Below are 19,475 nucleotides of genomic sequence, written 5' to 3'. Positions count from 1 at the left end.
CCAAAATATCAATCATGAATAAGGCAATGATACGCACTGACAAGTGGCCACTGCAAGCCACCGCTCAGCAAAAAGAGCTGATGCGCCTGACTCTCCACGAGTACAGGGCGTTTTGTCGTGCCGTGTCTATTATCATCCTGAATAATTGGCCGGCGCTTTGCCAGGCAGATATCTTTTGCGCAGCAACTGAGCGCCTGATTCACCCTACTGCGAAAAATCCTAAAACTCGACACACCTATTTCCAAAAGCGCTTCTACAAGTTCCCATCGTATTTGCGCCGCGCTGTGATCGAGTTCGCCAAGGGGCAGGTTTCGTCCTATCTGACGCGCTACGCAGCCTGGCAACGAGGCGAGCGCAAAAGCCGAACCGCCAAGCCACCCGTCTTCAATGCAGACTCCGGCTGTTATCCGGCCATGTACCGTGGGCAGCTGTTCAAGTTTAACGAGGACTACACTCGCGCATACCTGAAGCTGTGGGATGGTAAAGAATGGTTGTGGCATGAGATGGGAATCAAGAAGGTGCGTCAACGCCACCTTCAAAACACCATGCAATCGCCCAGCCTGATCGTCGGCAAACACTGCCATCTGTCGGTACCATTCAGCATCAAGAAGGTTTCACGCCCTTCCAGTGAGCATGTCTGTTCCGTGGATGTCGGCATCAACACGCTGGCCGTTGCCAGCATCGTTTCCAAAAACGGCACTGTCGCTGCACGGAGGTTTTTTCATCCGGCAGCGGACATAGACCGTCGCGACAAGTGCTGCACCCTGATTCGGACAAAGGCACGCAAAACAGCCAAGCTCTCGCAAGGCTTTTGTAGCACCCTGTACCGCAAGGTGCGGCATTACAACGAGCATATTGCTCAAACTGTTTCCAGACAGCTGGTGGACTTCGCCCTTGAACAGGGCGCGGACGTCATTGTTTTGGAAAACCTCAAAGGATGGCGACCAAAGGCTGGGGCTAAACGCTCAAGCATGAAACAGCGCTTTCACGCATGGACTCATCGCCGGCTTGCCACGCTCATCGAGCAAAAGTTCACCGAGGTGGGCGGCAAGGTGGTTTACGTGTATGCCCGTGGCACATCCTCATGGGCCTTTGACGGCTCTGGCCGCGTTAAGCGCAATCCAAAGCAGCACGAACTGGCCACGTTCGCCAGTGGCAAGCAATACAACGCCGACCTGAATGCCAGCTACAACATTGGTGCCCGTTACTGGGCATGGAAACTCAAGCTGACCCACCGAAAGGATGGGCAGTTGCCAGCAGACAAAAGCTCTGCCGGCAAACCGAGAATACCGGTCACGCTCTCAACCCTTTGGAATGACTCCAAAGGTCATCGCGGAGCGAGAAGCCCCTTATCATGCGCAGCATGATGAGAGGGTGTATTCACATTATGACCGGCCAGCGTAATGGGTTCAAAAATTTGTTGCACGTTAATTTCCTTGTGAAATTGCAAACAAGATGATTGCCATTGGTAGTAGGATCGTATTGTTGCGTTGATCGTGATATGAAAGTTATCGAATCGTTTTTAATAAGCGGCGAGCAAATAGGATGAGCATACCGATAAAAGCCACAAGTCCGATGATGTTCGCAGTCGACTCAAATCCCTTACTAACGATAGATAGAGGTGCATCGCTGCCACCTGTTGTCACCGAAGCCACAATAATCATTGCGAGCACAACACCGACTAGACTTTCGCCCACAATGAGGCCTGAAGCAAATAGGGTTCCTTTGCGTTCAATTTTTCCAAGTTCGCCTAGTGTCGAATGTTCATCCAGGCCATTTTTCTGGCAATGATGCTGGGTTTGTGTAATCGTCCACCAGGACACGAGGGAACCCATGAACATGGCTGTGGCAACATCTGGCGGAAGGTACAGTCCCAGAGCAATTGCCAGTGGTGGCAATTTGAATCGTGTGTTTCGACGCAGGAGAATGTCGATGCTGATCGCCCCAATCCCGACTGCAATCCCAATCAAAATGTAGGTCCAGTCAATCGTGCGATTGAAAAGGCCATCTGCAATTGTGATCATGAGAGATGCCTGAGGTGCCGCTAAAGCCTGTGTGGGATCCATGCCTTCACGAGGAAGGTTGCCAATGAATCCATAGGCATCATAGAGCGTGTTTAGAATCGGTGGTATGGCGACTGCACCGACGGCACACCCGATCAAAAGGGCAACCTGTTGTCGCCATGGTGTAGCGTGCACGAGCAAACCCGTTTTTAAGTCTTGAAGGTTGTCATTTGAAATGGCTGCGACAGCAATGACCACCGCTGTGCAAAATAGCGCAAGGGCGGTTAAGAAATGGATAGTTTGCGGATCATCTAGGATTTGATGCAGTTGTCCAATGCCTAGATAGGTAAGCGAACTCACCAAAATGGCGATGACAGCAATCCCGGAAATGGGACTGGCGGATGAACCAACAAGTCCAGCCATGTATCCGCAGGCAGCAGCCACTAAGAAACCGATGATGACACTTAAGAACGTTCCTGTGAGCACAAGCGTCCAAGCGATAAAGGATGACAGATTGGATTCATCGACAAATGTATAAAAAGTACCCGCTAGTAAAACGACAGTAATGGTTGTGATGATCAGTAGTGTTTTAGGCGATAGGTCAGTGTCTAGACGATTCTCTTCAGTCTGAAATGTCGTTTGTTTGAAGGCGGAGAAAGAAATCCGCAAACCTTCGATCATGGGTTTCATCAATGTGATCAGTGTCCAGATGGCTGCAATGGCAATCATGCCAGCACCAATCAGACGGACTTTTTCAACCCAAAGCTGTTGAGCCAGTGCAATTGTGTCGAGGTTTTGTGTTTCAGATGTCAGTAACATGAGCCAAGGAACGGCAATGCCCCAAGACAGAATGACACCGGTTAGGAGCGCAATCCCTGCACCAATCCCCACGAGATAACCGGCACCGACTAATGCAAACGACAAACCGAGTGGGAGCTGAAAGACAACACGACCTGCGTGAATCCACGTGCTATAGCTGTCAGAGGCAACACGTAAGCCACTGGTGAGTAAGCTAAAAAAGCCTGCCCAAACGGCGCCTGACAAGATGTCATGGACACTTCTGGATTGTCGGGCGGTTTTATCGCGAGGGACTTCTTCATGGCCGGCTTTGAGAATTTCAGCCGCGGCAACACCTTCAGGATAGGGTAGATCACTTTTGACGACGAGCGTACGGCGCAATGGAATGGTAAAAATAACGCCTAATATCCCACCGCACAAACAAATCATGGTTGTTTGAAACAACGGGAAGTTTTGCCAATAACCCATCATGAGCAAAGCGGGCAACACAAAAATGACGGCAGAAAGCGTGCCGGCAGCCGATGCTTGCGTTTGGACAATGTTGTTTTCCAGAATGTTGCTGTTTTTAAAGAAGCCTAACAATGCCATGGAGATGACGGCTGCGGGAATTGAAGACGCAAAGGTCATGCCCACCTTCAGACCGAGGTAGACGTTAGAAGCGGTAAAAATCAGTGTGATGAGCGCACCCAGCACAATTCCGCGTAACGTTAATTCATATGTGCTTGGCACGATGCGTTCTCCGTATGGTTGGCTAAGATCTGGAGGTTTGTCAAAAACCTATGAAAAGACTGCGCCTATCTTAAAGCTTTGGTCCAAAGCCTGCTGAAAATCGTCTAGTGGCTTGTGGATACCTTGTTGCCTGTCTTATGACGCCTGTGTGCTGTGATAGCACCGAAGCAACTCGTCTAATAGTGGTTTTTTAAGTGAGTGTTGATGCGACAAAAGACCGATTTCTCGAAGTTGTGACTGATCAATCAAACTGACTTTTTGAACATTTAAATGATTGAGCAATTTGGAGTCAATGTCTGGAATGACAGATACGCCCAATCCGGCCTCGACCATGAGACCAATCGCAAGAATTGAGCTAAGTTCGACCAATTCAGTGGGCTGAGTTGTGATGTGCTGACGAATATATTGTTCAGCTTGTTTACCGCCGGCTAAACGTCGGTCGTAGCGAATTAGGGGGTAACGTTCAAAGAGTTTTTTGGGGGTGACGATTGGTGCCTCAATCGGTGCTAGTAAAGTGAGTGGTTCGATCCGTAAACGATCCCAGCGCCAGGCTTTTGTGAAGGTAAAGCTTGGATGAATGCAGACAGCGGCATCAATTTCATTTCTTTCAAGTTGCGTAATGAGTTCTGGGGTATGGCCAGATAAGATCGAAATGTGGATGCCGGGGTGGGCTGTATTAAATGCTTTGAGCGTATGTGGCAGGAAACTGTGCAAAGCAGTGTTAATAGCACCCAATCGTAAATCACCTTGGAATGGGTCCAGGTTAATCGTTTGTTTAAGGGCTTCGATTGATTGAATTAAAGGTTTAGCTTGTTCGAATAAGCGTTGCCCAGCAGGTGTGGGTTTTACGGTTCGGCCAGCTCTTTGGAGCAGACTGGTGCCAAAGGTTCGCTCAAGTGATCGCACTTGCTGTGCAATTGCAGCAGGCGTGATATCAAGCCGTCTCGCCGCTTCGGACATGGAACCGCATTCCACGATTAAAAGAAAATTATGTAAAAAATTGGTATCCATGGCGAATTTTTAAATTCAGATGATAGAAATACTATCAAATGAAGCTGCCAAAAGATAGTTTATTTCTTGTGTGTGCTGAATCAGAATGATTTAAATCGAATCAGGAATACGCCATATGAGAAGCAAACTGTTTGTGCCAGGGTCTCGCCCAGAGTTGTTCGTAAAAGCTTTAGCTGGTGGCGCCGATGGGCTGTCCTTTGATTTAGAAGACGCTGTACGTGAAGAGCGCAAAGAACAAGCACGCGCGAATCTGGTCGAGTTCTTATCGAGCGAGGCGGTTAATCTGACCTCAAAAAGCGTGATTGTTCGGATTAATCCAATGGATACGTCACATTTTGAGGCGGATTTGCAAGCCATGGTCTGTCAAGGGGTGGATGTCATCAATCTGCCCAAAGCGCAAACAGTTCAAGAAATTATCGACGTATCAAACAAAATCTCAGCGATCGAAGCGACAAAGAATTTACCGCAAGGATCAGTGCGTTTACTCATTAATATCGAAACGCCTTTGGCGTTGCGGGTTGCTCACGAACTAGCAGCAGCCGATCCAAGAGTGATGGGCTTACAAGTCGGTTTAGGGGACTTGTTTGAGCCTTTTGGCATCGATCGAAAACAAAAAGTAGCTGTGCAACAAGCTTTGTTCCAAATCGCGATGGCGGCGCATGAAGCAGGTATTGAGGCCTATGACGGTGCTTTTGCCAATATTGCCGATCGCGAAGGATTTGAACAAGAAGCGATGTTCGCAAAAAGTCTGGGTTATCAAGGAAAAAGTTGTATTCATCCCTCTCAGGTGGAGACTGTAAATGCGGTGTTTCGTCCAACGGACGAAGAGATTGCATTTGCTCAAAAGGTGGTGTCAGCCGATGAAATGGCAGAGCAAAACTCGGTTGGTGCTTATATGGTGGAAGGGCGAATGATCGACGCGCCATTTGTTGATCGCGCACGAAAGATCCTGGCTTCGGCCAGTCAATACGGACTTATTCAATCATGAAAAAAACATTCGTATTCTCTATGTTGTCAGCCATAATGATGCTGGGCAATACCTCGGTTGTTCAGGCAGAAAAATTAGGCCAATATCCGGATAAACCAGTCACGCTTGTGGTGCCATATTCTGCGGGTGGATCAAATGACCGGTTTGCACGTCTGGTGGCTAGTGGGCTCACCAAAGAATTGGGTGAGCCAGTCGTCGTGGATAACCGCCCTGGTGCCAGTGGCGTAACCGGTTCCATGTACGTTGCCCGCTCACAGCCAGATGGGTACACCTTATTGTTGGTTTCATCCAGTATGACCACCAATGAGGCCGTTCGTCCGCGTGATGACTTTAAGCCTTTAAAGGATTTGGCGCCAGTTGCGATGGTGGCAAAAGGGCCTTTCATTGTGGCCGTGAATAACGACTTTCCAGCTAAAACAGTCGAAGAGCTGGTTGCGATGGTGAAAGCCAATCCCGGTAAATACAACTACGCATCTTCGGGTATCGGTAGTAGCAACCAGTTTGCGACTGAGTCGTTTAAGATGATGGCCGATCTTGACATCGTTCATGTGCCGTATAAAGGCATGTCGCAAGCCACAACCGATTTGATTGGTGGTCAGACTGATTTACTCATGGCAAGTGGTCCATCTTTGTTACCTAGTATTCGTGGCGATAAGTTGCGGGCTTTGGGTGTGACTTCTTTGAACGAAAGTCCGATTGCACCGGGTTTGGTCCCTATGTCATCCGTGGCGCCTGGCTATGAGTTTGATTTGTGGTGGGGTATTTTTGCACCCGCAGATACGCCTGAGCCATTGGTGAACTTTTTGAATGCGCAGATTAATAAAGTGTTGAATGATCCTAAAATGCAGGAAACATTTTTAGCTGATGGCGCACAAGCAACGACGGATTTGTCAGCTGCTGATTTCAAAAAACGAATTGGCGACGACATCAATCGATGGACTGATTTGGCCAAGCGTCAAAATATTACGGTGAATTAATCCATGATGAGTCAGGCTCAATCGCGTCAGGGACCCTTAAGTGGCGTCAAGGTTCTGGATCTCAGTGCCTATATTGCTGGGCCTTATGCTTGTTCCCTGCTCGCCGATCAAGGCGCGCAGGTGATCAAGATCGAATCGCCTAGTGGTGACAATCTGAGAAATTACCCTTCGACGCTAGCGTCAGAAAGTCGGGCTTTTCTCGGTGTGAACCGCAGTAAATTAGGTTTGGTTCTGGATCTTAAAAAGCCGCAAGATCTGGAGCGTCTGTATACATTGGTTCGACAAGCGGATGTCTTAGTCCATAACTTTCGTCCGAGTGTGCCCAAACGTCTTCAGATCGATTATGACATCTTACAGGCAATGAATTCTCGATTGATTTATTGCTCTTTAAGTGGTTATGGTCGTACGGGTCCCCTGAAAGACAAGGCGGGTTACGATCAAGTCTTGCAATCGATGACCGGCATGAGCGCGATGCAGGCTAAGCCTGATGGTCCGCCAGAAATTCTCTATGGATCGGTGGTGGATTTTTATGCCGCTTCGATGCTGGCTGGCGCGGTGAGTTCTGCTTTGTACGAACGTGAAAAAAGTGGATTGGGCCAAGCTGTGGATATTTCTTTGATGTCCGCAGCATTGGCAATGCAATCGACACGTCTGGTTTGGGCAGATTCTGAGCCCCGTGAAGTGGGTCGAGATATGCGATCGGGTGGGATTACGGGTATTCATCCGACTCGGGAAGGTCATATTTATATTTCAGCAAACACGCCACACTTCTGGCAAGCGCTTTGTCAAAAAACTGGGTTAACACATTTTGCGGATGATCCACGATTTGAGACAGTGCGTTTACGGGCGCAGAATAAGGATTTGATTGTGCCCGCCTTGCGACAAGCATTGAGTCAGAAGTCTGCACTTGAGTGGGAAGAACTTTTTGGTGAAGAAGTACCTTGCTCGGCTGTACGGACCGTGGAAGATATGTTCGATTTTCCTCAAGTTCTTTCGCAAGATTTCATTCAAACATTTGAACATCCCGCTGCTGGGACATTTCGTGCCCTGCAAAAACCGTATCAGTTCTCCAGAACGCCTTGCTCACCTGCATTTGCTGCACCGATGCTGGATCAGCATGGGGAGACGTTACGGGAAACATTGGATCGTCAACGAGAGAAACCTACGTCTGAGTAGTTTTTTTATCCAAATTGTGAGTTGATTTTTTATCGAGTGAGTCCAACACAACAGCCTGCTCATCTTTTTAGGTGTCGGGCTGTTTTGCTTTTCAAGCAAAATAGGTCGTTTTAAAGAATACGCCACATAACGGAAACGAATATTCTGGGCATGTCCCTACTGCGGAGTGGTCAGCGCAGATTTTATCCCCAAAAACAACCGTATGTATCTTGACTAATACAGTCAAGTGCTTGCTCTAGAGTATCGACTTCAGGGGTCGCTTGGTAGGAATGCCATTTCAAATCCCCACGCATCCAGAAAATTCGCCAAACTCTATGCACTTTGATGAAAGTCAGTTTCGCAACCGGCAAAACAAACCATTTGTTGTGCATGTTGACCCGATCCTCATGAATGATGATCGATTGTTTTTCAATGGTGTAACCGATATCTACCTGATGTCTGACTTGTGGTGGTGGGCGTTTTTGTTCAACCCATGCATCCAGTGCGATTTGAATACGCTTGCGTTCGATGTCATTAAACGCCATTGTCAGTCCTTTGGTTTTGTACGAAGTTTATCTTTTGTCTGGCCAGCGGAGTCTATAGATCATACGGTATCAGATAGCCACTTAGTCAGCGTATGCGCTCTGAAATCACAAAGAAAACTATCTGCTTAGACGACACAAATACGCTACCATGGGGATCATTTGTTACGCACGATTGGTACGTGCTCAGTCATTATTTGTGGAGTCACACATCATGATTTACGAAGTTGCGGATTTCAGGATTTCTCCTGATCAGAAAGACGCTTTTGAAGAGGCCATTCAGCGCGGTGTTAATACGGTCATCGCCAACGCAACGGGTTTTCGTCGTCACACCATCAAACGTTGCATCGAAACTCCCGGGCGCTACCTACTCATCATCGAATGGGAAACTTTAGAAAATCATACAAAGGACTTTCGAGAGTCTGAAGCATTTAAAGCGTGGCGAGACATTGTGGGTTCATATTTCAGTGAGCCACCCGTCGTTGAGCATTTCGAAACAGTCGCTTGACCTCAGTCATATTTTTCAGTGCTTCTCGTTCAACAAAACAGCCTGTTCATCTTTTTTGGTGTCGGGCTGTTTTGCTTTCCAGACAAAATACGTTGTTTTAGAAAATCCATCGCATAATAGGCATGTTCTGCGTTTGGTGTTCAGAGCAGATTGTAAAGAGATGAGTGGATGGACTTTAATTTAACGGAACTCCTCGGTGGTTTAGGCATGTTTATTCTGGGCATGTCTATGTTGTCGGGTGGGCTGCGCATGGCGGCTGGCCCCGCACTCGAAAATATTCTCACAGGGGCCACCAATACGCCAATGCGGGCGGTATCAGCCGGTGCACTGGTGACCGCATTGGTGTAATCATCAAACGTCATTACTGTGGCTGCCATTGGTTTCGTGAATGCAAACTTGTTGGCACTCAACGGGGCCCTGTGGATTTTGTTTGGTGCCAGCATTGGTTCGATGAGTACCGGCTGGATTGTGGCCGTTGCCGGACTTGATTTGGATTTTTCCGTCTTGGCATTACCCATGATTGCAGTGGGTGTGGCCATGCAAGTGGCAAAGCGTGATCATCGGACTGGCTATTTTGGTGAAGCACTTGCTGGCTTTGGTTTACTGATCTACGGCATTTTGTTGATGCAAGCGGGATTTACCGACTCAGCCACTGAGTGGCGTATCCCTGAAGGCGCGGGTTTGTGGCCAATTGTCTTGCAATTCATGATTGGTTTTCTGATGACTGTGCTGATGCAGTCGTCAAGTGCATCAACTGCTCTGGCTATTACAGCGGCCCAAGCAGGCATGATTGGCATTGAAGCTGCTGCGATGGTGATCATTGGTGCAAACCTTGGTTCTTCGGTGACAGCTGTTTTGGCGATGATCGGCGGCACGCCCAATGCGAAACGTGTTGCGCTAGCACATGTGATTTTCCATGTCGTGGGGACCGTGATTGGGTTTGTGTTGTTGCCACTTCTCATGTGGTTGACTGGTGCGATTACTGATTTGTTTTCTTTAGATGAAGCGCCGGCGATGACGTTGGCTATTTTTAATACGGTCTTTAAGCTCAGCGGGATGGCCGTGATGTGGCCATGGGTCAATTGGCTAAGTCGACAACTTAAAAACTGGTTTGAGCCGGATCAGAAAAAAGCGTCAATTCGCCCACTGTTTTTGGATAAAACGACATTACCCGTGCCTGCGCTGGCTGCCGTGGCGTTGGGTCAGGAAGTTGCCCGTATGGTATCGATCGGCTGGACTTATGTGAGTTCTACATTGAGTCAAGATCATGATCCGGGTAAGTGTCGGCGTGATCTTTTTGGGTTGCTCAAAGCCAGCCAGACCTTTGTGGATGAAATGAGTCGAGGTCTGATGGATGAGGCAACCAGTGAACGAATCGCCATGCTATTGCGTGTGCGTCGTTATTTAGAAAATGTGTTAGAGCTGGTGTTTGAAACATTGCAACTCCCTGTTGATGTGCTTGAGTCTGACGCGCTACAAAGAAGTTATCCGGGCTATTTGCGGTGTCTGGAAAGTCTGATTGATCAGAACATCGAAGGCACGCGTGATCCGGAAGAAGTGCAGCGTTTTGATTTGGCTTATCAGCAATTGAAATCAGCTTTATTGTTAGCCGGTGCCGGTGGTGTGTGTAGTGTGACTGAAATGGAGGAGGCGCTCCATCGTATCAGTGCGCAAAGACGAGCGGTTCAGCAAATGACGAAAGCTCATCGTTGGCTCAATATGGCCATGCAAAACAATGCAGCGCCAACAAAGGCGCTGCAAGTTGAAGACGAGGAGACAATTTAATTAGTTGTCGTTTTCTGGCTTGTGCAAATGTGGCCAGATCTGCGCCACCACAGTTCGCTGAGCGCCGTAAGTAAAGCAGCTATCTACTTTACCCACCCGTAAATGCTCGTTTTCAGGTCGATTCATATCTTCCATGCGTTGCGGTGCCAGTCCCTGAAACGCCGTGGTTGCCATAGGGCCAAGCATCTCCATGATGTGGGTACAGGATTGAGAACCCCCTAGTGTGTCTCGCACTGCTTTGTTCCAGCCTTTGGCTATTCGACGACCAATCAATGGTGTTAATGTCGCTTGTGCTTGTAAACATAATCTAAAAGGTGTGGCCTGCATATCTGCCCAGAGATCATGGACAAGCATGTCCCGATCGACGATCAGATGAACTTTGATATCATGAATTGGTTCACCCGGTGGCCACGGTTCTTGGTAAAGCACTCGTTTAAATGGATCGGTTTTAATATCTCGCAAGCGACCTTCGATCTCAAAAAGGCCATTTTCAAGTTCGTAAAATTGTAGTGTCAGTGTGCGCCGATGCATCATTCGCCGTCTAGCGGCTTTTGTTTTGTTTTTCTCAGCAATTTGCTGTTTAATTTTTTGTTCGAGTTCTAATCCAGCTGAGCTGATGGTTTCGTCCTCGGATGGCTCGATCGCACGGTGTTGCAGACTCATGTCAGCGGTTTTCTGTTGTGTGGTCATAATGACAAAAAAGACTTTTTGCTTCGAAAGATTGCACATCATAAGGGAGAAGCGCACAGAAAAATGGGCATTCTGTCAAGGAATCAATACAAATTTTGATGGTTTGTATGATTAATCGCAGACGTTATGGGGTGCACCACGGGTAAATACGGTGGTGAACCTAAAGGGTTTGTTATATTTTTGGATAAGCTTTGGAGATCAGATTTTTTATTGAGGTTAGATTTATCTCGTTGGTTAAAGTGTGATCCTGACCATCAAATCGTAAATTGTGGTTTCAGTATTCCTAATTTGTAAGGGGTTTCATGCGTGCCTCGTTCGACGTAAAAAAATCGTCAGTGAAGAAAACAGCTGTTAAAACGTATGGTGTTGTTGTTCTCATTTTTCTGATTATTGGTGCGTGGTTGTTGCCACATCGTTTGGATACCAAAGCGTGCCGTATCGATCAAATTGAGATGATGGCTGTTGAACAAAGTTTGCTGTTCACACAAATGCTCACTGAACGTATTGAAGATATTCGGTTTCGGCTGAGCCTTCAAACTCAGCCGTCTGGTTCTAAGGTTTCTGACACACTGATGCAACCGATTGTGGCCGCCTCGACTTTGAGTGCAGATTGCCAGATTACGAATACAGTGGGTCCAGCGACATGGCTGACTGCGATGATGCGCGCGTGCCAATCTGATTCAAAAGCCAAGAGAGACCTACGTAATGGTCAGTGGCAGTTGATTGATTTGCCAGAACAATCAGATTTGTTCCTGCTGATGCAAGTAAGTGATAGACAGACTGCGGATTCGCAAACCACGGTGCTGTTGTTGCAGCCCAAGTTGTTTCTCAATCAGATGCAGACTTTATTAGGGAAAGAAAACGGGATCTCTTTAGAGGTTGACTCTGACTCCCCGTACGGTTTGCAAGTGTGGTTGGAGCCGGATGTGCAACCCGTTCTCGCGCAGTGGAAGCGCGAAAACTGGATGATTGCTGGATTGCTCGCGTTGTTGTTTTTGTTTTTAATGCGCATGGCACAGCGTTGTGTTCGCATTTATGAAGAAAAAGACAAATTAGAATGGTTGGCCATTACAGACGCATTAACAGGCGCATACAACCGCCGTTATCTGATGGATATTGGTCATCATGAGGTCAAAAGATCTCAGCGTTATGGCGGTTCAATGTCTTTATTGCTGATCGATGCCGACTATTTTAAAGATGTGAATGATCGCTGGGGGCATGGTGTAGGTGATCAGGTTCTACAGACGCTCAGTCGAACACTGGTGGATAGTTTAAGGGACTCGGATGTGGTGGCCAGAATCGGAGGCGAAGAGTTTGCGGTATTGCTGCTTCAAACAACATTGGGTCAGGCTCGGTTCCTCGCAGAGCGTTTGGCCAAGACGATTCGTCAGATGACGGTGGAAACGAGCACTGGTGAGCAGGTTGCGATCACTGTCAGTATTGGTGTGGCAACATTGCAGCCCGATGAAACACTTGATCAGTTGCTGAGTCGTGCTGATCGTAGTCTTTACGAAGCAAAAGGGATTGGTCGAGATCGTGTCGTTTTAGCGAGTGATTAATCAGATCAGGATACTGTCCAACACAAGCATGAGCGCAAAACCGCCCATCAGTCCTAGGGTGGCAGGTGTCTGATGATTGTGGCGGTGCGTCTCAGGAATCACTTCGTGAGACACCACAAAGATCATGGCCCCTGCAGCCAGTCCCAAACCGACTGGGTAAGCAAAAGCTGAGCCACCCACTAAGCTCACACCAATGAGGGCACCGATGGGCTCCAGAAGTCCGCTGGCTGCGGTAATCCAAAGTGCTGTCCAGCGACTGCTTCCAATTGTTCGCAGAGCCATTGCAACGGCAAGACCTTCAGGTAAGTTCTGTAATGAAATTGCCAGCGTTAAGGGAATACCGACCATCAGATCACCCCTTGAAAACCCAAAACCGACTGCCATGCCTTCTGGCAAATTGTGTAAAGCAATGGCAAACACAAAGAGCCAAACACGTGCACAACGCTCATGACCAGGACCACATGGACCGAGTTTAAAGTGCTCATGAGGGGTGAGTGCATCTAGACCCAGCATGAGAAGCACACCGATTGTCATGCCGACGACGACAAGCATTGCCGACCAAATCATGTGGCCAGTTAGATCGGCACCGGCATCAAGTCCTGGAAGAATCAGTGAAAAAGAGGCGGCAGCGAGCATCATGCCGGCTGCAGCACCCAGCATGACGTCTTCCGTTCGTTGTTGTAGTTTCTTAATTAATAAAGCAGGAATTGCACCGAGTGTGGTGCTGATAAACCCTGCAAGGCCCCCTAACAAAGCCAAACCAGTAACTTCTTTACGATTTTCTAGGGGATTGATCCAAGCCAGTACCCACAGCAAAATCAAGACACTAAGCGCAATAAAGAGGCCGATCAGGTGTTGACGATGCTTTTTGGCATGCTTACGCAGCAACTCCAACCAGGAGGCATGAGAAGAAGAGGGTGGCAGAGTGTTTTGGCGCATGCGTATTAACCAGTTCAAAGCCGCTTTAAGTGAATTTCGGATTGCACACAGACAGGGCATTGATCATTACGCAGAATCCGAAGCGAGGATGTTAGCATGTTAGCAAAATCGGTTTTGCTTGATTGAAGCCCATCGAAAACACTGAAATGGAGTCATCGATGATGAACTCAATTGTACTGGGTGATCCAAAGATTACATTGATTATTCATTCGGATCCAACCTCACTGACTGGCTGGGCTCACGGTTCGGGACATACCCCGGTTGGACCGGCTGTCGTTGTTTGGAGTGATGCTGGAATCATGGGTTTGTGGTTTGGTCAGGAAAATAGTGCCACTGCCTGTCAGGAACTTTTACGACAACATGGTCTCGAAGAGACAGAGTCCACCGCATCGACCGTAGAGATAAAGATCAATGATGATCAAGCACAGCAATGGTTAGATCGGATGTTTTCTGCACCGTCGAAAGATCAATCGGCTGGGATACCTGTTGTGGTGAAAGGTAGTGCGTTTGATCACGATGTCTGGCAGGGGTTGTGTCGAATTCCGTTAGGTGAGATTTGGTCGTATGGCGAGCTTGCCCGGAGTCTAGGTCGTGCGGGTGCAGCTCGTGCGGTTGGTAGTGCCCTTGGCCGAAATCAAGTGGCATTTTTAATTCCCTGTCATCGGGTGGTGCGTCAGAATGGCGCGATAGGTCAGTTTCGCTGGGGATCTGACGTGAAATCGGCTTTGATTGACTGGGAGGCGCAAGCACGTCAGGAAAATGATTAATCGCGTTTTTGCGATGACGCCAGAGTCTTTAAACAATGGGCAGTGATGTCAGAGTCTTCTTCAAATCGACGTTTTAGCGTTTGGGTCTTGTTTAAACGCGTCGTTTTATTTTTATTGATTGGTATTGTGTTGCTGCAAGCCTATTTTTGGGTGCAAATTGTGGCATTTCGATGGATCGATCCGCATTCAAGTGCATTTATGCGGTCTCAGGCTTTACAGCTGCTAAAGATTGAGCCACCAAAATCGGTGCGACAAACTTGGGTGCCCTACGAACAAATTTCTGTTCACGCCAAGCGGGCTGTCATTGCGGCTGAAGATACAGGCTTTATGCAGCATCACGGGATTGAATGGGAAGCGATTGAGCGCGCGTTGAAGGTTAATCGTCAGGCGGGTGAGATATTTCAGGGTGGTTCAACCATCACCATGCAACTTGCCAAAAATCTATTTTTGTCGTCAGACCGTAGCTATTTACGCAAAGCGCAAGAAGTCGTGATCGCCTGGATGTTGGAATTGACACTCAGCAAACAACGTATTCTGGATTTGTATCTGAATTTGGTTGAGTTTGGTGAAGGCGTCTTTGGGATTGAAGCTGCAGCACAACACTACTACAAACGATCTGCGAGTCAATTGACGTCTCGGCAAGCGGCCTGGCTGGCTAGCATATTGCCAGCACCCAGGCGCTACGATAAACAAAGACAATCAAACTGGATTAACCGCAAAACCGGGATCGTTCAAAAACGAATGAATCAGGTCCAGATTCCTGACAGTTAATGTTCGAGATTTTTTAAGACTTAAGATTCATCGGCGTGACGGCGATCAAAGTCCCAGACAGCTTCAAATCCCATCAGGCGGCTGAAATCCTCAAATGGATAGAGCTGATCTGGAATTTGTGTCGTGTCACCACTTTCTTTGAGTGTTTGGTAAATGTTTTGCAAAGTTTGACCGACGGCCAGAAAAGCAGCAGTCGGATAAATTGCCATTTTGAAACCCATCTGAGTGAGTGTTTCTTTATCCAGAACCGGTGTGCGTCCGCCTTCCACGACGTTGATCAATGTCGGTTTGGCGAAGGTGCTTGCGATTTTTGCCATTTCATCCCGAGTCTCGGGTGATTCGACAAACAAAATGTCTGCACCTGCATCACTGTAAGCTTGTGCACGTCGCAAGGCTTCATCTAAACCATGGGTTGTGCGGGCATCCGTACGTGCCACAATCAGAAAGTCTGGGTCAGTACGCGCTTCGGCTGCGACTCGAATTTTGCGAACCATGTCTTCAATTGGAATTACACGGCGACCAGGCGTATGACCGCATTTTTTAGGAAACTCCTGATCTTCGAGCTGAATCCCTGTTGCGCCAGCGGCTTCGTAACCACGGACGGTATGGGCCACATTAAGGAGTCCGCCGTAGCCTGTATCACCATCGGCAATGAGAGGGGTGTTGGTGCCACCAGCAAAAGCTGTCACACGATTCACCATGTCTGTGTAGCTGGCAAGCCCAGCGTCTGGCAGACCCAGATAAGAAGCAACTGTGCCGTAGCCAGTCATGTACAAAGTATCAAATCCCATACGGTCAGCAAACTTTGCAGAAATCATGTCAAAAATTCCAGGCGCCACAATGAGACCCGGTGCCTGCAGACGTTCGCGAAGTCGGCGACGTTTAGCGCTAGGGTCAGTTTGGATGGTTGGATCTGGATGAATGTGTGACATAAATAGTTTCCTGAAAGACTGGAATGGATGATGAGGGCTTGAACCGTTTTTTAGATGCCTGATTTTAATCAGATCTCGGTCTGAGCGTATTGGTTGGGATTGGTTTTAGAAGAAAATGGCGGTTTTAAGGTGTTCACTGGGGTTTTTACCGAGTGAATCTGGGTGCGCCAATGGGTTGATGGTAGTACGATTAGGGACGAAACAAGATTGCACGATTATTTGTTCCACAGACAGGTGTTCAATACAATTCGCGTGAATTGAAATAAGGATGCGCGTATTGTGGCAATTGATAACCTATCCACATCTCGAAAAAACTTATGGCTAGCGATATAGAAAGAATTTCACAGAAGGAGTGTTGTATGAAGTCTAAATTTGTTAAGTTATTGTCGGTCAGTGCGCTGGCAGCGGCTGGTTTGATGATGAGCACCCAAGCGTTGGCTGAGCGTACCGTGCGTGTCTCTATTCAGCTTCCAATTAAGCACCCACTTGGTCAAAATATTACCTACTTTAAGGAAGAAGTTGAACGCCTCTCTAAAGGTGAGATGAAGCTGGAAATTTATGACGCAGCTCAGCTTTACAAAGGTAGCGAAATTCCTCAAGCGGTGGCTTCTGGTGCCGTCGATATGGGGTTGGTGCTGATCGATGAATACGCTGGCACGATGCCTGCCGTGGGCTTGTTCTCCGTTGCTTTCTTGTTCCCAACGTATGAAGTGCTCGCCAAAGCCGCGGGCCCAGAAAGTCCTGTGCGTCAGACAATTGATGAAATGATTCGTAAAACCGGCACACGTGTGTTGTGGTGGCAGGATTACGGTCCAATCCAACTGGTCTCTAAAAAGCCAGTCACAATGCCTGAAGACGTAAAAGGTCAAAAAGTCCGCGTGTTGGGTAAACCCTCTGGTGACTTTGTGGAAGCTTTAGGCGGTATCCCTGTCAAAATCGGTGGCTCTGAGCAGTTTATTGCGTACCAACGCGGCACTGTAGATATCGGTATGACCGGTACGACAGCGATTGAATCTCGTAAACTGTTTGAAGTGATGAATTATGTGACGATCACTAACCACGCGCAAACTGAGTTCTTGATGGTCATTAACGACAAACTGTACGACTCCATGAGTGATCAGGAAAAAGCCTGGATGAATGAAGCTGCTTTGGCTGCTGAGTTGAAAATCCGTGGCGAAACTAAAAAAGAGAACTTGGATTCCGAAGAGTTCATTAAGGACAAAACGGATATGAAAGTGATCAACCTGACGCCTGAGCAGATTAAAGCCTGGCAGACAGCAGCTAAACCTGCGATTGATGAGTTCATCAAAACAGCTGGACCTGAAGGTAAAAAATTGGTTGACGAAGTCTATAAGCTTTACGATTAAGCTGACCAAGAGGACCCGCAACATCGAGTTGCGGGTTTTTTTCGTCTGAAATGTGGTTGATTGACAGGCTCAAATATGCAAGATAGCAGCAAACAAATCCCTAGACTGACGTTGATCGATAAGATCTCGGACGGTTTGGGTCGAGTCGGTGATGTGATGCTCATTTTAGTGACCATCATGCTCACTTATGAAGTGATTGCCCGTTACATGTTTCATGCGCCGACCAAATGGACGCATGATGTGTCAACGTTGATGCAAGTGTGGTTTACGTTTCTTGGTATGGCACTGGTCTTAAAAAAGCGAGAAATGATTCGGATTACCGCCATTTTAGCGATTGCACCGGCTTGGATGCGTTATTTGTTCGAAGGCATCTCTTTGCTCATTATTGCCGTGTTTTCGATTGTGGCGTCGGTCAAAGGCTATGACATGATGATCGATTCACTGCAGTTGGGGCGTCGTCAGCCTACGATGATGGCTTTGCCAAACTGGGTTGGTGAATTGCCGATTGTGATTGGTTTTGGTTTGCTAGCACTACAATCATTTGTTGAGTTGTTGCGGTTGCCGTTCGGACCCGCACCTGAGTTTTCCGTGGGTGGCGAGCACGATGTGCCAACCGTGGATGAAGAAGAATCTTTACAGGTGGGTAAATCGTGACACTTGTTTATATTGCTATTGCGTTACTGACGCTCCTGTTTATTGGCGTGCCAGTCGCTTTCTCACTGGCTGGTTTAGGTGCGGTTCTGATTGTGCTCAAAGGGCTGCCGCTAGCCATGTTGTCGCAAAACCTGTATGGCTCACTGGATAACTTCGTGTTGTTGTCAGTGCCATTGTTTTTGCTCATGTCCAATATTTTGCTAAAAGGTGGGGTTGGTAAAGACTTGTTTGAAGCCGTTCAGTCCTGGGTGGGTCATTGGCCCGGTGGCTTAGGGGTTGCAGCTTTAATTTCTTGTGGACTGTTTTCTGCGATTTCGGGCAGTTCTGTTGCGACAGCTGCGACAGTTGGAACGGTTGCGATTCCGGAAATGACCAAACGGGGGTACGCCAAGCCTTTCACTCTTGGGTTGTTGGCGGCTGGTGGGACGTTGGGTATTTTGATTCCGCCGTCAATTCCGTTGATTGTGTATGGTGTAATTACGGAAGAAAGTATCGGTAAGCTCTTTTTGGCTGGTGTGGGACCAGGGATTTTACTGATCCTCTTGTTTAGCGTGTTCTCAATTATTTATGCCCGATTCAGTAAGTCTCAGCAAGTGCTTGAGAAATATACGATGGCTCAGCGTCGCGTTGCCTCGTTGCGCGCATTACCTACATTGGGATTGGCATTACTGATTTTAGGTGGAATTTACAGTGGTGCATTTACACCGACAGAAGCGTCGGCTGTGGGGGCAGCGGCATCTTTTGTATTGACCATGTTCTTTTTACGAACCTTGTCTTGGAAAGATTTTTACCAAGCAGTCCGCCAAACGGTATCCACAACCATTGTGCTGTTTTTGATCGTGGTGGGTGCCAAGATTTTCGGTCGTGCGATCACCATCTATCAAATCCCCAACATGATTTCCAGCTTGGTTGATATGCATATTGCCTCAACTGACGGATTCATGATTGTGGTCACGATTGTGCTGTTGTTCTTGGGACTGTTCCTTGAGAGCCTCTCGATGTTGCTGATCATGGTGCCCGTGGTGCTCCCAACTGTGATGGCGCTTGGCGTTGATCCAATCTGGTTCGGTATTTATTTCGTGATTTTGATCGAAGTGGCCCTGATTACGCCACCGGTGGGTTTGAACTTGTTTGTGATTCAAGCGATTTCGAATTCGCCACTGGGAGTTATAGCACGCGGTGTGGTGCCATTTATCTTGCTGATGATGTTCTCAGTGGCGCTGATTTACTACGTGCCATCCATCGTCACTTGGCTGCCGACTGTGTGGAAGTAGAGCTAGCAAAGCACTAGCAGTTAATG

The 19,475-nt window shown here is 47.9% G+C and carries 17 protein-coding genes and 1 pseudogene; 12 read left to right on the top strand and 6 right to left on the bottom strand.

The window, feature by feature from the left end; translation table 11 throughout:
• The first annotated feature begins 14 nt into the window (after positions 1 to 14).
• Positions 15 to 1,367: an IS200/IS605 family accessory protein TnpB-related protein gene (locus ACOI06_RS06680; protein ID WP_420661764.1), complete on the top strand. Its 1,353-nt coding sequence runs from the start codon at positions 15 to 17 to the stop codon at positions 1,365 to 1,367.
• Between the two features lie 141 nt (positions 1,368 to 1,508).
• On the opposite strand, the gene ACOI06_RS06675 is transcribed toward ACOI06_RS06680, so the two are convergent.
• Both ACOI06_RS06675 and ACOI06_RS06670 read right to left on the bottom strand, forming a co-directional pair.
• Complete coding sequence (locus tag ACOI06_RS06675) at positions 1,509 to 3,530, bottom strand: OPT family oligopeptide transporter (protein ID WP_420661763.1); 2,022 nt, start codon at positions 3,528 to 3,530, stop codon at positions 1,509 to 1,511.
• A gap of 135 nt (positions 3,531 to 3,665) precedes the next feature.
• A complete protein-coding gene (locus ACOI06_RS06670; RefSeq protein WP_420661762.1) occupies positions 3,666 to 4,541 on the bottom strand; it encodes a LysR family transcriptional regulator in 876 nt (291 codons plus the stop codon).
• Between the two features lie 115 nt (positions 4,542 to 4,656).
• Here ACOI06_RS06670 and ACOI06_RS06665 point away from each other — a divergent pair, with 115 nt between their 5' ends.
• Genes ACOI06_RS06665 through ACOI06_RS06655 form a run of 3 tightly spaced genes read left to right on the top strand, consistent with a single transcriptional unit; the run spans position 4,657 to position 7,682 of the window.
• Positions 4,657 to 5,529, top strand: a complete 873-nt coding sequence (locus ACOI06_RS06665; RefSeq protein ID WP_420661761.1) for an HpcH/HpaI aldolase/citrate lyase family protein — start codon at positions 4,657 to 4,659, stop codon at positions 5,527 to 5,529.
• Positions 5,526 to 6,506, top strand: coding sequence for a tripartite tricarboxylate transporter substrate binding protein (locus ACOI06_RS06660; protein ID WP_420661760.1), 981 nt, complete (start codon positions 5,526 to 5,528; stop codon positions 6,504 to 6,506). Before ACOI06_RS06665 ends, ACOI06_RS06660 begins: the two co-directional genes overlap by 4 nt.
• A gap of 3 nt (positions 6,507 to 6,509) precedes the next feature.
• The gene (locus ACOI06_RS06655) at positions 6,510 to 7,682 is read left to right on the top strand and encodes a CaiB/BaiF CoA transferase family protein (protein ID WP_420661759.1); all 1,173 of its coding nucleotides are present in this window, start codon (positions 6,510 to 6,512) and stop codon (positions 7,680 to 7,682) included.
• A 182-nt stretch (positions 7,683 to 7,864) separates the two neighbouring features.
• Here ACOI06_RS06655 and ACOI06_RS06650 read toward each other — a convergent pair whose 3' ends face one another.
• Entirely contained in the window at positions 7,865 to 8,206 is a 342-nt protein-coding gene (locus tag ACOI06_RS06650) for a DUF3024 domain-containing protein (RefSeq protein ID WP_420661758.1), read from the bottom strand.
• Between the two features lie 211 nt (positions 8,207 to 8,417).
• Here ACOI06_RS06650 and ACOI06_RS06645 point away from each other — a divergent pair, with 211 nt between their 5' ends.
• Together ACOI06_RS06645 and ACOI06_RS06640 are read left to right on the top strand one after the other, a co-directional pair.
• Positions 8,418 to 8,711, top strand: a complete 294-nt coding sequence (locus ACOI06_RS06645) for an antibiotic biosynthesis monooxygenase family protein (protein WP_420661757.1) — start codon at positions 8,418 to 8,420, stop codon at positions 8,709 to 8,711.
• 168 nt (positions 8,712 to 8,879) lie between these two features.
• Positions 8,880 to 10,496 (top strand): annotated as a pseudogene (locus ACOI06_RS06640) (Na/Pi cotransporter family protein).
• Here the strand turns inward: ACOI06_RS06640 and ACOI06_RS06635 are convergent.
• Entirely contained in the window at positions 10,497 to 11,159 is a 663-nt protein-coding gene (locus ACOI06_RS06635; protein ID WP_420661756.1) for a DUF2889 domain-containing protein, read from the bottom strand.
• Between the two features lie 362 nt (positions 11,160 to 11,521).
• On the opposite strand from ACOI06_RS06635, the gene ACOI06_RS06630 reads away from it, so the two are divergent.
• The gene (locus tag ACOI06_RS06630) at positions 11,522 to 12,745 is read left to right on the top strand and encodes a GGDEF domain-containing protein (protein ID WP_420661755.1); all 1,224 of its coding nucleotides are present in this window, start codon (positions 11,522 to 11,524) and stop codon (positions 12,743 to 12,745) included.
• On the opposite strand, the gene ACOI06_RS06625 is transcribed toward ACOI06_RS06630, so the two are convergent.
• Positions 12,746 to 13,684 (bottom strand): ZIP family metal transporter, encoded by a 939-nt coding sequence (locus ACOI06_RS06625; RefSeq protein WP_420661754.1) that lies wholly within the window; start codon positions 13,682 to 13,684, stop codon positions 12,746 to 12,748.
• A gap of 158 nt (positions 13,685 to 13,842) precedes the next feature.
• Here ACOI06_RS06625 and ACOI06_RS06620 point away from each other — a divergent pair, with 158 nt between their 5' ends.
• Complete coding sequence (locus ACOI06_RS06620; protein WP_420661752.1) at positions 13,843 to 14,451, top strand: methylated-DNA--[protein]-cysteine S-methyltransferase; 609 nt, start codon at positions 13,843 to 13,845, stop codon at positions 14,449 to 14,451.
• A gap of 45 nt (positions 14,452 to 14,496) precedes the next feature.
• On the top strand, positions 14,497 to 15,222 hold the full coding sequence (mtgA, locus tag ACOI06_RS06615; RefSeq protein ID WP_420661751.1) for a monofunctional biosynthetic peptidoglycan transglycosylase: 726 nt from the start codon (positions 14,497 to 14,499) through the stop codon (positions 15,220 to 15,222).
• 20 nt (positions 15,223 to 15,242) lie between these two features.
• On the opposite strand, the gene ACOI06_RS06610 is transcribed toward mtgA, so the two are convergent.
• Entirely contained in the window at positions 15,243 to 16,154 is a 912-nt protein-coding gene (locus tag ACOI06_RS06610; RefSeq protein WP_420661750.1) for an isocitrate lyase/PEP mutase family protein, read from the bottom strand.
• A gap of 359 nt (positions 16,155 to 16,513) precedes the next feature.
• Between ACOI06_RS06610 and dctP the strand changes: the two genes are divergently transcribed.
• From dctP to ACOI06_RS06595, 3 genes are all read left to right on the top strand, one after another.
• Positions 16,514 to 17,521, top strand: coding sequence for a TRAP transporter substrate-binding protein DctP (gene dctP / locus ACOI06_RS06605; RefSeq protein ID WP_420661749.1), 1,008 nt, complete (start codon positions 16,514 to 16,516; stop codon positions 17,519 to 17,521).
• A 75-nt stretch (positions 17,522 to 17,596) separates the two neighbouring features.
• Positions 17,597 to 18,175: a TRAP transporter small permease gene (locus ACOI06_RS06600; protein WP_420661748.1), complete on the top strand. Its 579-nt coding sequence runs from the start codon at positions 17,597 to 17,599 to the stop codon at positions 18,173 to 18,175.
• Positions 18,172 to 19,449: a TRAP transporter large permease gene (locus tag ACOI06_RS06595; RefSeq protein WP_420661747.1), complete on the top strand. Its 1,278-nt coding sequence runs from the start codon at positions 18,172 to 18,174 to the stop codon at positions 19,447 to 19,449. Before ACOI06_RS06600 ends, ACOI06_RS06595 begins: the two co-directional genes overlap by 4 nt.
• The last annotated feature ends 26 nt before the right edge of the window (positions 19,450 to 19,475 follow it).

The organism is Orrella sp. 11846 (genome assembly GCF_048820935.1).
Taxonomy (GTDB): Bacteria; Pseudomonadota; Gammaproteobacteria; order Burkholderiales; family Burkholderiaceae_B; genus Algicoccus.
Note: the sequence above shows the minus strand (reverse complement) of the source record. Positions and strands in the feature narration are given on the sequence as shown.

What these genes read in the sequence shown, in the direction of transcription:
- ACOI06_RS06680 (WP_420661764.1), top strand. Translation starts at nt 15, where the DNA reads ATGAATAAGGCAATGATACGCACTGACAAGTGGCCACTGCAAGCCACC.
- ACOI06_RS06670 (WP_420661762.1), bottom strand. Translation starts at nt 4,541, where the DNA reads ATGGATACCAATTTTTTACATAATTTTCTTTTAATCGTGGAATGCGGT.
- ACOI06_RS06665 (WP_420661761.1), top strand. Translation starts at nt 4,657, where the DNA reads ATGAGAAGCAAACTGTTTGTGCCAGGGTCTCGCCCAGAGTTGTTCGTA.
- ACOI06_RS06660 (WP_420661760.1), top strand. Translation starts at nt 5,526, where the DNA reads ATGAAAAAAACATTCGTATTCTCTATGTTGTCAGCCATAATGATGCTG.
- ACOI06_RS06655 (WP_420661759.1), top strand. Translation starts at nt 6,510, where the DNA reads ATGATGAGTCAGGCTCAATCGCGTCAGGGACCCTTAAGTGGCGTCAAG.
- ACOI06_RS06650 (WP_420661758.1), bottom strand. Translation starts at nt 8,206, where the DNA reads ATGGCGTTTAATGACATCGAACGCAAGCGTATTCAAATCGCACTGGAT.
- ACOI06_RS06645 (WP_420661757.1), top strand. Translation starts at nt 8,418, where the DNA reads ATGATTTACGAAGTTGCGGATTTCAGGATTTCTCCTGATCAGAAAGAC.
- ACOI06_RS06635 (WP_420661756.1), bottom strand. Translation starts at nt 11,159, where the DNA reads ATGAGTCTGCAACACCGTGCGATCGAGCCATCCGAGGACGAAACCATC.
- ACOI06_RS06625 (WP_420661754.1), bottom strand. Translation starts at nt 13,684, where the DNA reads ATGCGCCAAAACACTCTGCCACCCTCTTCTTCTCATGCCTCCTGGTTG.
- ACOI06_RS06620 (WP_420661752.1), top strand. Translation starts at nt 13,843, where the DNA reads ATGATGAACTCAATTGTACTGGGTGATCCAAAGATTACATTGATTATT.
- mtgA (WP_420661751.1), top strand. Translation starts at nt 14,497, where the DNA reads ATGTCAGAGTCTTCTTCAAATCGACGTTTTAGCGTTTGGGTCTTGTTT.
- ACOI06_RS06610 (WP_420661750.1), bottom strand. Translation starts at nt 16,154, where the DNA reads ATGTCACACATTCATCCAGATCCAACCATCCAAACTGACCCTAGCGCT.
- dctP (WP_420661749.1), top strand. Translation starts at nt 16,514, where the DNA reads ATGAAGTCTAAATTTGTTAAGTTATTGTCGGTCAGTGCGCTGGCAGCG.
- ACOI06_RS06600 (WP_420661748.1), top strand. Translation starts at nt 17,597, where the DNA reads ATGCAAGATAGCAGCAAACAAATCCCTAGACTGACGTTGATCGATAAG.